11 protein-coding genes are annotated in these 10,136 nt (G+C 72.3%); 5 read left to right on the top strand and 6 right to left on the bottom strand.

The genetic code is table 11. The features are described from left to right. Positions 1 to 87 precede the first annotated feature (87 nt). The 3 genes from JK364_RS28690 to JK364_RS28680 all read left to right on the top strand — a co-directional run bounded on the left by JK364_RS28690 (position 88) and on the right by JK364_RS28680 (position 2,863). Complete coding sequence (locus JK364_RS28690) at positions 88 to 1,545, top strand: DUF2252 domain-containing protein (protein WP_201854205.1); 1,458 nt, start codon at positions 88 to 90, stop codon at positions 1,543 to 1,545. Between the two features lie 96 nt (positions 1,546 to 1,641). Further along, entirely contained in the window at positions 1,642 to 2,466 is an 825-nt protein-coding gene (locus tag JK364_RS28685) for a hypothetical protein (RefSeq protein ID WP_201854236.1), read from the top strand. Between the two features lie 43 nt (positions 2,467 to 2,509). After that, positions 2,510 to 2,863: a rhodanese-like domain-containing protein gene (locus JK364_RS28680; RefSeq protein WP_201854204.1), complete on the top strand. Its 354-nt coding sequence runs from the start codon at positions 2,510 to 2,512 to the stop codon at positions 2,861 to 2,863. Between the two features lie 121 nt (positions 2,864 to 2,984). Here JK364_RS28680 and JK364_RS28675 read toward each other — a convergent pair whose 3' ends face one another. The 6 genes from JK364_RS28675 to paaA all read right to left on the bottom strand — a co-directional run bounded on the left by JK364_RS28675 (position 2,985) and on the right by paaA (position 7,834). Further along, entirely contained in the window at positions 2,985 to 4,133 is a 1,149-nt protein-coding gene (locus JK364_RS28675) for an acyl-CoA dehydrogenase family protein (RefSeq protein WP_201854203.1), read from the bottom strand. Positions 4,134 to 4,226: 93 nt separating this feature from the next. Then, a complete protein-coding gene (locus JK364_RS28670) occupies positions 4,227 to 5,333 on the bottom strand; it encodes a 2Fe-2S iron-sulfur cluster-binding protein (RefSeq protein WP_201854202.1) in 1,107 nt (368 codons plus the stop codon). Beyond that, positions 5,333 to 5,899 (bottom strand): 1,2-phenylacetyl-CoA epoxidase subunit PaaD, encoded by a 567-nt coding sequence (gene paaD / locus JK364_RS28665; protein WP_230992607.1) that lies wholly within the window; start codon positions 5,897 to 5,899, stop codon positions 5,333 to 5,335. Before paaD ends, JK364_RS28670 begins: the two co-directional genes overlap by 1 nt. Further along, positions 5,893 to 6,594 carry a 1,2-phenylacetyl-CoA epoxidase subunit PaaC gene (paaC, locus tag JK364_RS28660; protein ID WP_201854201.1) on the bottom strand — a complete coding sequence of 234 codons (702 nt, stop codon included), beginning with the start codon at positions 6,592 to 6,594 and terminating at the stop codon, positions 5,893 to 5,895. The genes paaD and paaC overlap by 7 nt, the downstream gene beginning before the upstream one ends. After that, positions 6,591 to 6,887, bottom strand: coding sequence for a 1,2-phenylacetyl-CoA epoxidase subunit PaaB (paaB, locus tag JK364_RS28655; protein WP_046088802.1), 297 nt, complete (start codon positions 6,885 to 6,887; stop codon positions 6,591 to 6,593). Before paaB ends, paaC begins: the two co-directional genes overlap by 4 nt. Then, the gene (gene paaA / locus JK364_RS28650) at positions 6,884 to 7,834 is read right to left on the bottom strand and encodes a 1,2-phenylacetyl-CoA epoxidase subunit PaaA (protein ID WP_201854200.1); all 951 of its coding nucleotides are present in this window, start codon (positions 7,832 to 7,834) and stop codon (positions 6,884 to 6,886) included. Before paaA ends, paaB begins: the two co-directional genes overlap by 4 nt. Before the next feature lie 425 nt (positions 7,835 to 8,259). On the opposite strand from paaA, the gene JK364_RS28645 reads away from it, so the two are divergent. Together JK364_RS28645 and JK364_RS28640 are read left to right on the top strand one after the other, a co-directional pair. Beyond that, positions 8,260 to 8,904 carry a DUF5819 family protein gene (locus JK364_RS28645; RefSeq protein WP_372462005.1) on the top strand — a complete coding sequence of 215 codons (645 nt, stop codon included), beginning with the start codon at positions 8,260 to 8,262 and terminating at the stop codon, positions 8,902 to 8,904. Further along, positions 8,901 to 10,133, top strand: a complete 1,233-nt coding sequence (locus JK364_RS28640; RefSeq protein ID WP_201854198.1) for an HTTM domain-containing protein — start codon at positions 8,901 to 8,903, stop codon at positions 10,131 to 10,133. Before JK364_RS28645 ends, JK364_RS28640 begins: the two co-directional genes overlap by 4 nt. Positions 10,134 to 10,136: the final 3 nt, after the last annotated feature.

Genomic DNA, 10,136 nt, shown 5'->3' with positions numbered 1-10,136 from the left:
GTCGATTCAGTCGATTCAGTCGATTCAGTCGATTCAGTCGATTCAGTCGATTCAGTCGATGTCGTGTGCGAGAAGGGCGGGGGCGCGATGACGGACGACCGGAGCGTTGACGGCGACGGAAGTGGTGGGGTGGCCCGGCGGCTGCCGCCGGTTCCGGGCTTCGCCGTGTGGCACGGTGAGGGCCCCTCTCCCCGGCAGCGGGGCAAGGCGCTGCGCAAGAGCGTGCCGCGCTCGGCGCATGCCGAGCCGCCGAGGGACACCGGGCGGCCGGATCCGGTGGCGGCCGTCGAGCGGTCCAACGCCGGGCGGCTGCCGGAGCTCACCCCGATCCGGGTCGGGCGGATGGCCGCGAACCCCTTCTCCTTTCTGCGCGGGGCCGCCGGGCTGATGGCACACGACCTCACGTCCACGCCGGTGACCGGTATCGGGGCCCAGCTGTGTGGCGATGCCCATGCCGCCAACTTCGGGATCTACGGGGATGCGCGCGGTGGCCTGATCATCGATCTCAACGACTTCGACGAGACCGTCCACGGTCCGTGGGAGTGGGATGTGAAGCGGCTCGCGGTCTCGCTGGTGCTGGCCGGACGGGAGGCGGGCGCCGACGAGGACACCTGCCGGGCGGCCGCCCAGGACGCGGTCGGTGCCTATCGGCGCACGGTGCGGCTGCTGGCCAAGCTCCCGGCGACGGAGGCGTGGAACGCGATCGCGGACGAGGAGTTGGTCTCCCACACGGACGCCAAGGACCTGGTGGGCACGCTGGAGCGGATCTCCGAGAAGGCCCGGCGGAACACCAGCGCGCGGTACGCAGCCAGGGCCACCGAGCCCGTGCCCGGCGAGGAAGGCGTCTCCGGCCGACGGGAGGCCCGGCGCTTCGTGGACGCGCCGCCGGTGCTGCGGAGGGTGCCGGACGAGGAGGCGGCGGCGGTGGCCTCCTCGCTCGCCGGGTATCTGGGCACGCTGCCGGAGGACCGGCTGCCGCTGCTCTCGCGGTACGAGGTGCACGATGTGGCGTTCCGGGTCGTCGGGACGGGCAGCGTGGGCACCCGTTCCTATGTGGTGCTGCTGCTCGACCACCGGGGCGAGCCGCTGGTGCTCCAGGTGAAGGAGGCGCGCCCCTCCGCGTTGCTGCCGCATCTGGCGACGGCCGGCTTCGAGGTGCCGGATGTCACACACGAGGGGCGGCGGGTGGTGCTCGGCCAGAAGCGGATGCAGGTGGTCAGCGACATCCTGCTGGGGTGGACCACGGTGCGGGGGCGGCATTACCAGGTGCGCCAGTTCCGCAACCGCAAGGGAAGCGTGGACCCGGCGGCCCTGGCCGCGGACCAGATGGATGACTACGGGCGGATGACCGGGGCCCTGCTGGCCCGGGCGCACTCCCACAGCGCGGACCCCCGGATGCTGGCCGGTTACTGCGGCAAGGGGGAGGAGCTGGACGAGGCGGTGGCCGGCTTCGCGGTGGGGTACGCGGATCGCACGGAAGCGGATCACTCCGCGCTGGTCATGGCGGTGCGCAATGGACGGATAGCGGCCGAGATGGGGGTGTGAGGCGCGGGCGGGGGTGTGACCTCCGTCGCCGATCACCTCCGGACGTAGTCTGAGCGGGTGACGAATCCGGAAGCGCAGCAGCAGGCACGGCAGTCGATGTCGGACGCGGAGCCCCAGGCGGAGTCGCACGACCGGTCACAGGAGGAGACTCAGGCCGCCGAGCGGCTGGAGCGGGCGGTGCGCGCGGCCGAGCAGGCGCTGATCGAGTTCGAGATAGCGGTGGAGACCTTCCGGGTGGAGGTGGAGAACTTCTCCCGGCTGCACCACCAGCGGCTCGGGCCGATGTACTCGCGCCTCGACGAGCTGGACGCGCTGATCGCCGAGGCGCTCGCGGCCCGCACCGGCGATCCGGAGGATCTTCGCAAGGCCCGTGAGGCGCGGGGGCTGGTGCAGCCGATGCCGGGCGTGGAGGAGCTGTTCCACGGCTGGATCGACTCGGATGGGCTCTCGCCGGAGGCGGCCGCGATGCTCACCGAGCGGCCCGTGCAGCCGCCGCAGCGGGTGCGGCCGAGCGAGGAAGCCCGCCGGATCTACCGGGAGCTGGCCCGTAAGGCCCATCCGGATCTGGCCGAGGAGGAGGCCGAGCGGGAGCGGCGCGGTGCCTTCATCGTGCGGGTCAACGCGGCGTACGCGGCCGGGGACGAGGAGGCGCTGCGAGCGCTGGCCGAGGAGTGGGAGGCCGGTCCGCCGCCGCCGGAGCGGCGGGCGAGCCGCAGCGAGGAGCTCTACGCCCGGCTGGAGTGGCTGGCCGAGCGCAAGGAGATGCTGGCCGCGGTCGCCGCGGAGCTGGAGTCGAGCGCGATCGGCGCGATGATCAAGATGGCGCCCGAGGACCCCGATGGGCTGCTGGACGAGATCGCCGAACAGCTGCTGGCCCAGGCCTCGGAGAAGGAGGCCCGGCTCGCGGAGCTGGTGCGGTAGTAGGTTTGCCGCAGCTGTCGATGTCGTGTGAGAGGTGTGTCCGATGCATTTTGCCCAGCTTCCCCAGGTGGAGGCGGCGGCGGTACCGGCCGATGGCCTTCTGCTGGACGTCCGGGAGGACGACGAGTGGGCGGCCGGACATGTCGAGGGCGCGCTGCACATCCCGATGGGCCAGGTCGTGGCGCGGTTCGACGAGCTGACCGCGGCGGCCGGCGAGGGGCACCGGGTGCATGTGATGTGCCGGGTCGGCGGCCGCTCCGCGCAGGTGACGCAGTATCTGGTCGCGCAGGGGCTGGACGCGGTGAATGTGGACGGCGGAATGCTCGCCTGGGACGCGGCGGGCCGGCCGATGGTGAGCGGCCCCGACGGCACCGCCGAAGGGGCCTTTGTGCTCTAGAAGTTTCCCTACTGATCTTCGCCGCTGGTCTTCCCCGCTGGTCTTCCCCGCTGGTCTTCCCTGCTGATCGGCGGGGCGCGCCGCTCGGCCGAGGGGTGGGCGTCGGCCGAGCGGCGGGCGCTCAGCCGAGGGGGTGGGCGGCGAGGAGTTCGCCCAGTGCCTCCTCATGGGCGGCGGCGGATCCCAGCGAGAGTTCCAGCTGCTTGCCCCAGGCGTGATAGCGGTGCAGGGGGTAGTCGGTGACCGCGCCGAAGCCGCCGTGCAGATGCTGGGCGGTCTGGACGACGCGGCGCATGCCCTCGGCGGCCCAGATCTTGGCCACGGCGACATCTCCCGCGATGGGCAGCGCCCCGCTCACCGTGGGCCGCTCCTCGTCCAGGGACAGCCGCCAGGCCGCCTGCCACAGCGTGGCCTCCATGGCCCGCAGATCGATATAGCGGTCGGCGGTCTGTACGGCGACCGCCTGGAAGGTGGCGAGCGGGAAGCCGAACTGCTCGCGCTTGCTCACATACGAGCTGGTGAGGTCCAGCACCGCCGAGCCGAGGCCCAGGGCGAGGGCGCAGGTGCCGATGGTGAGGAGATCGCGCAGCCACTCCCAGGCGCCGTCCGCGGTCAGCACCTCGCGGTCGGCGAGCCGCATCCCGTCCAGCCGGATCTCGGCCTGCCGCTCGCCGCTGGTGGAGATCTGCTCCTCGAGGGCGACGCCCTCATGGTCGCGGGGGACCAGGGCGAGGACCGTACCGCCCTCCCCGGTGTGGGCCGGGATCAGCACACGATCGGCGCCATGGGCCCAGGGGACCGCGGTCTGGACGCCGTCCAGCACCCAGCCCTCGCCGTTCCGCCGTGCCTGGACGGCGAGTTCGGCCGGGCCATGGCCGGTGCGGCCGCTGGAGGCCGCCGTGAGGACCAGCTCACCGCGGGCGGCCCGGGGCAGCACGTCGGCGCACAGCTCGTCCCCGCCGTAGCGCTGCACGGCCAGCGCGGCGGCGCTGGATTCCAGCAGCGGCACCCGGGCCAGCACCCGGCCGCCTTCCCGCAGCATCAGGCAGAGGGCGAGCGGGTCCAGGCCCGAGCCGCCGTACCGGGGGTCGAGGGTCAGGCCCAGCAGATCGCCCTCGGCGAGCTTCCGCCACAGCGCGCGGTCGAAGTCGTCGGCGACGGCGCCCGCGGTCAGCGCGGGGCTGGGCACGCTGTCCGGCGTGACGGAGGAGAAGACGGCCTTCGCCGCCTCGACGGCCGCCTGCTGCTCCTCGGTGAAGGTGAAGTCCACTGTCCGTACCTCCCGCGCCGCGGCTATATCTGACGGCCCGTCAAGATAGAACAGGTTCTACAAGAAGGGAACGCCGGTGCCGCGCCGAGCCCGTCAGCGGTCGAAGTCCAGCTCCACCCGCTCGCCCACCGGATGGGACTGACAGGCCAGCACATAGCCCGCCTCCACCTCGTCCGGCTCCAGTGCGAAGTTCCGGTCCATCCGCACCTCGCCCGAGACCAGGAAGGCCCGGCAGGTGCCGCAGACCCCGCCCTTGCACGCGTACGGCGCGTCGGACCGATTGCGCAGCACGGTCTCCAGCAGCGGCTCCCCGTCCTGGACCGGCCAGGTGCCCGAGCGGCCGTCCAGGGTCGCCGTGACCGAGCTGTGCGAGGCGGCCAGGGCCGCGCCCGGTATGGGGACGCCCTCGGCGGGGGCCGCGTCCACATGGAAGATCTCCTGATGGACCCGGCCGCGGGAGACCCCGAGACCGCGCAGCGCCCGCTCGGCGGCGCGCACCAGACCGTAGGGCCCGCACAGGAACCAGCCGTCCACCGAGGCGACCGGCAGCAGCGCCGGGAGCAGCCCGGTCAGCCGCTCCTCGTCGAGCCGCCCGGACACCAGCCCGGCCTGCTGCTCCTCCCGGGAGAGCGCGCACACCAGCTGGAACCGGTCGGGCCAGCGGTCCTTGAGGTCGGCGACCTCCTCCAGGAACATCGTCGAGGCCGCGGTGCGGTCGCTGCGGATCAGGCAGAAACGCGCCTCGGGCTGCCGGCCGAGCAGCGTGGCGGCGATGGACAGCACGGGGGTGATACCGCTGCCGCCGACGACCGCCGCGAAGTGACCGGGGCGGGGCTCCAGGACGAAACGGCCGGCCGGGGCCATCACCTCCATGACCTCGCCGACCGCCAGCTCCTTGAGGGCATAGGTCGAGAACTCACCGCCCTCGACCAGCCGCACCCCGATCCGCAGGAACTCCGGGCCCTCCGCGCCCGGGGCCGGGGTGCAGATCGAGTACGTCCGGCGGATCTCCGCGCCGTCGGCGAACCGGCGCACCGCGATGTGCTGCCCCGCCGCGAAGCGGAACGTCTCCCGCAGCGCGGGCGGCACCAGGAGGGTGACCGCCACCGCGTCATCGGTGAGCCGGTCGACCGCCGCCACCCGCAGCGGGTGGAACGCGCCGTGGCGGGGCGTGACCCGCTGCACCGCCTCCGCGGCCATCACAACTCCTTGAAGTGGTCGAACGGTTCGCCGCAGGCCGCGCAGCGGCGCAGCGCCTTGCAGGCGGTGGAGGAGAAGCGGCTCAGCAGCTCGGTCTCGGTCGAGCCGCAGTGCGGACAGCGCACCGCCAGGGCCACCGGAACCGGGCCGCCCCCCGCCGTCGCGTCGAGCGGCGCGGGCGGCGCTATCCCGGACTCCGCCAGCTTGCGGCGGCCCTCGGCGCTGATCGCGTCCGTCGTCCAGGGCGGGGCGAGGACCGTACGCACGGCGACCTCGGGGACGCCATGGTCATGGAGCACCCGCTCGATATCGGTGGCCATCGACTCCAGCGCCGGGCAGCCGGTGTAGGTGGGGGTCAGCTCGACCTCGACCCGGCCCGGCCCCAGCAGCCGCAGCCCGCGCATCACCCCCAGCTCGGCCAGGGACACCATCGGCAGCTCCGGGTCCGGCACGGATCCGGCCAGCCGCAGCAGCTCCTCCTCGAGCGGGGTGAGGCCGGTGCCGGACGCGGAGGGCGCGGAGGGCGCGGAGGGCGTGGACGCCGTGGAGGGCCTGGGCGTCACCATGTCGCCCCCGGGTGACTGCGGTGCAGATGCTGCATCTCGGCGAGCATCCGGCCGAACGGCTCGCTGTGGATGCCCTGGCGCCCCGCGCCGGCCGCCCAGCCGCCGCGCCGCGGCCCCTCGGGCACCGTCAGGGTGGCGCGCTCCAGGACCGAGGTGATCCGGGTCAGCCAGGCGTCGTGCAGGGTGCTCCACTCCACCTCGCACCCCTCGACCGGCTCGAAGAGCTCACCGGTGAACCGCCAGAGCGCGTCCAGCCCGCGCCGCATCCGCTCATGGCTCTCGTCCGTGCCGTCGCCGAGCCGCAGGGTCCAGTGCTCGGCGTGGTCGCGGTGGTAGGCCACCTCCTTGACCGCCTTGGCGGCCAGCGGGGCGAAGGGGCCGGAGCCGCGCGCCAGTCGCTCGTACAGCAGCTCCTGGTAGGTGGAGAAGTAGAGCTGGCGGGCGATGGTCCGGGCGAAGTCCCCGTTGGGCTGCTCGACCAGCTGGACGTTGCGGAACGCCCGCTCCTCGCGCAGATACGCCAGCTCGTCCTCGTCGCCGGCGAGGGAGAGCAGCACCCGGGCCTGGCCGAGCAGGTCGAGGGCGATATTGGCGAGCGCCACCTCCTCCTCCAGCACGGGCGCCTGCCCGGCCCACTCCCCCAGCCGGTGGGAGAGCACCAGCGCGTCGTCGCCCAGGGCGAGGGCCGCGGTCATAGGTGCCGCACCCCTTCCGGGATCGCGTAGAAGGTGGGGTGGCGGTAGGGCTTGTCGGCGGACGGCTCGAAGAACGGATCCCGCTCGTCCGGGGAGGAGGCGGTGATCTCGGCGGACGGCACCACCCAGATCGAGACGCCCTCGGAGCGGCGGGTGTACAGATCCCGTGCGTTCCGCAGAGCCATTTCCGCGTCCGGGGCGTGGAGGGATCCGGCGTGGGTGTGCGAGAGTCCGCGCCGGCTGCGGACGAACACCTCCCACAGCGGCCACTCGGCGCTCGGGCTGCCGCTCATGCCTGTGCCTTCCCGTGCTTGGCCGCGTACGCCGCGGCTGCCTCGCGCACCCAGGCGCCTTCCTCATGGGCCTGGCGCCGCTGGGTGATCCGCTGTGCGTTGCACGGCCCGTTTCCCCGCAGCACCTCGCGGAACTCGTCCCAGTCGATCGGGCCGAAGTCGTAATGCCCCCGCTCCTCGCTCCACCGCAGCTCGGGGTCGGGGAGGGTGAGGCCGAGGGATTCGGCCTGGGGGACGCAGATGTCGACGAAGCGCTGGCGCAGCTCGTCATTGGAGTGGCGCTTGATCTTCCAGGCCATGGACTGCGCGGAGTGGGCCGAGGCGTCGTCCGGCGGGCCGAACATCATCAGCGACGGCCACCACCAGCGGTCCACCGCGTCCTGCGCCATGGCGTGCTGGGCCTCGGTGCCCCGGCTCAGGGCCAGCAGCAGCTCATACCCCTGGCGCTGGTGGAAGGACTCCTCCTTGCAGATGCGGACCATCGCCCGTGCGTAGGGCCCGTAGGAGCAGCGGCACAGCGGGACCTGGTTGGTGATCGCGGCGCCGTCCACCAGCCAGCCGATGGCGCCGACGTCGGCCCAGGTCAGCGTGGGGTAGTTGAAGATCGAGGAGTACTTCTGGCGGCCGCTGTGGAGCTTGTCCAGCAGCTCGTCCCGGCTGGTGCCCAGGGTCTCCGCCGCGCTGTAGAGATACAGGCCGTGGCCCGCCTCGTCCTGGACCTTGGCCATCAGGATCGCCTTGCGCCGCAGCGAGGGGGCGCGGGTGATCCAGTTCGCCTCCGGCTGCATGCCGATGATCTCGGAGTGGGCGTGCTGGGCCATCTGCCGCACCAGCGTGGCCCGGTACTCATCGGGCATCCAGTCGCGCGGCTCGATGCGCTCGTCCGCGGCCAGGGCGGCGTCGAACACCGCCTCGTACGCCCCCGCGTCCGCCGCCATCGTCGTCATGCGAAGCCCCTCCGCCATTCGTCTCCGCCGACCGGCCAGCCGACCGACCGATCGTTCGGTTCAATGGTGTGCTGAGGAACGTAGGGTGTCAACCCTGTGGATAACGCTGAGGACGCTGTGCCGAGTGGTTCCGCATCGGTACGGTGCCGGGGGCGTGGGGGCCACGGGGGCGCGCGGCCGACCGGCGTGCGCGAAGACCTGGACCATCGGGAGCGGGGCGGGGTATGGCGGACACGGAGCCGGAACCGGCGGAACGGGAGCCGACGGGACCGGAGCCGCAGGAAGGGGAGCAGGCGGGATCGGAGCCGGGGGGATCGGAGTCGACGAAATCGGAACCGACTGAATCGGAACCGACTGAATCGGAGCCGAAGGAACCGACGGAGCCGACGGACCCGAAATCGACGGAATCGGCGCCGGACGGCGACGTGGCGGAACCGCTCACCACGCTCTCTCTGCCCGCACAACTGATCATCGCGGTGGCCATCGCGGTCGCCGCCGTCGCCGCCGCGATCCATCTCTCGGCGGCCTTCCTGAACGTCTCACCGCCCAACACCCTCACCAAGCGGCACGGCGCGGCGATAGACGACTACGTCTATCCGGAGTTCGAACGGGTCTGGAAGCTCTTCGCCCCCAACCCGCTCCAGCAGAACATCGCCGTCCAGGCCCGCGCCGAGATCCGCACCTCCGAGGGCGGCACGGCGACCACCGGCTGGCGCGACCTCTCGGCCCAGGACGGCGCGGCCATCCACCACAATCCGCTGCCCAGCCACACCCAGCAGAACGAGCTGCGCCGCGGCTGGGAGTTCTACGTCGGCTCGCATGATGTGCGGGAGCGGCCGCAGGGGATGCGCGGCAACCTCTCCGAGCAGTACATCCGCCGGATCGTGATGCTCCGCCTCGGCCGCGAGGAGGACGGCGGCACCGTGGAGCGAATACAGGTGCGCTCCGCGACCACTCCGGTGGCCCCGCCGCCCTGGAGCGACGAGAAGATCGACACCAAGACGGTCTACCGCACGCTGCCCTGGTGGACCGTGACCTCCGATGACCTCCCGGAGGCGAAGCGCCGGTGACTCCCTCCGCCCGCCTCCAGACCGCCGTGGCGCGTGGCTACACGCGCGTCACCGCGTCCGCGCTCGGCCCCCGGCAGAGCGCCGTCGTACGCATCGGCTTCTCCTTCACCTGGCTGCTCTTCCTGGTGCGCGAATGGCCCCACCGCCGGGAGCTGTACGGGCCGGACGGCCCGTGGAACTGGGAGATGGCCGCCCGGCTGATCGACGGCAACCGCGCCTTCACCGCGCTCATGTGGTCCGACAGCACGGTGTGGTTCGAGATCGTCTACGCCCTCGCCATCGTCTCCAGCGCGCTGCTGCTGGTGGGCTGGCGCACCCGCACCATGTCCGTGCTGTTCATGATCGGGGTGCTGTCGCTGCAGAACCGCAGCATCTTCGTGGGGGACGGCGGCGACAACCTCATCCATCTGATGTCGATGTATCTGGTGCTGACCCGGTGCGGTCAGATGTGGTCCCTGGACGCGCGCCGGGTCGCCCGGCGCGCGGACCGCGAATGGCCGCCGCGCGACACCACCGGAGTCGTGCTGTGGGCCGTCACCGGGACCGCCCTGCTCTGGGCGCAGCTGTTCACCGACGCTCGGCTCTCCCTGACCGCCGACGGCCCGCTGCCCGGGCTGGGCTGGGGCACCGTCCTGTGGGGGCTGTGGCTCGTCCAGGCCGGATGGTGGTTCGTCAGGCGCTACGCGCCGGGGGAGCCGCGCACCGTCCTGGACGCGCTCGCCAATGTGGCGCACAACGGCGCCCTGCTGGTGATCATGGCTGAGGTGTGTCTGCTCTACGCCTCGGCCGGCTGGTACAAGGTCCAGGGTTCGCGCTGGCAGGACGGCACCGCCCTCTACTACCCGCTGCATCTGGACTACTTCTCGCCCTGGCCCTGGCTGGCCGACATCATGGCGTCCAGCGGCACCCTGGTGATGGTGCTGACCTACGGCACGGTCATCGTCCAGGTGGCCTTTCCGTTCACCCTGCTCAACCGGCGGGCCAAGAACGCGATGCTGGTCCTGCTGATGATGGAGCACCTCGGCATCGCGGTGATGCTGGGGCTGCCGTTCTTCTCGCTCGCCGTGATCGCCGCGGACTCGGTCTTCCTGCCGACGAACCTCCTGCGCTGGGCCGAGGCGCGGGTGGGCCGGGCCCGCGACCGGCTGGCGGCGCGCGCCGTGTGGCTGCCGGGCCAGCGAACGCGGGAGAGCGACGAGGAAACCCCGGCCGGCACCCTCGTACGCTGAGGG

It is taken from the genome of Streptomyces endocoffeicus, from assembly GCF_016741935.1.
Lineage (GTDB): Bacteria > Actinomycetota > Actinomycetes > Streptomycetales > Streptomycetaceae > Streptomyces > Streptomyces endocoffeicus.
Note: the sequence above shows the minus strand (reverse complement) of the source record. Positions and strands in the feature narration are given on the sequence as shown.

Excerpts from the sequence above, each read along its gene's own strand:
- JK364_RS28690 (WP_201854205.1), top strand. The coding sequence starts at position 88 with ATGACGGACGACCGGAGCGTTGACGGCGACGGAAGTGGTGGGGTGGCC.
- JK364_RS28685 (WP_201854236.1), top strand. The coding sequence starts at position 1,642 with ATGTCGGACGCGGAGCCCCAGGCGGAGTCGCACGACCGGTCACAGGAG.
- JK364_RS28680 (WP_201854204.1), top strand. The coding sequence starts at position 2,510 with ATGCATTTTGCCCAGCTTCCCCAGGTGGAGGCGGCGGCGGTACCGGCC.
- JK364_RS28670 (WP_201854202.1), bottom strand. The coding sequence starts at position 5,333 with ATGGCCGCGGAGGCGGTGCAGCGGGTCACGCCCCGCCACGGCGCGTTC.
- paaD (WP_230992607.1), bottom strand. The coding sequence starts at position 5,899 with ATGGTGACGCCCAGGCCCTCCACGGCGTCCACGCCCTCCGCGCCCTCC.
- paaC (WP_201854201.1), bottom strand. The coding sequence starts at position 6,594 with ATGACCGCGGCCCTCGCCCTGGGCGACGACGCGCTGGTGCTCTCCCAC.
- paaB (WP_046088802.1), bottom strand. The coding sequence starts at position 6,887 with ATGAGCGGCAGCCCGAGCGCCGAGTGGCCGCTGTGGGAGGTGTTCGTC.
- paaA (WP_201854200.1), bottom strand. The coding sequence starts at position 7,834 with ATGACGACGATGGCGGCGGACGCGGGGGCGTACGAGGCGGTGTTCGAC.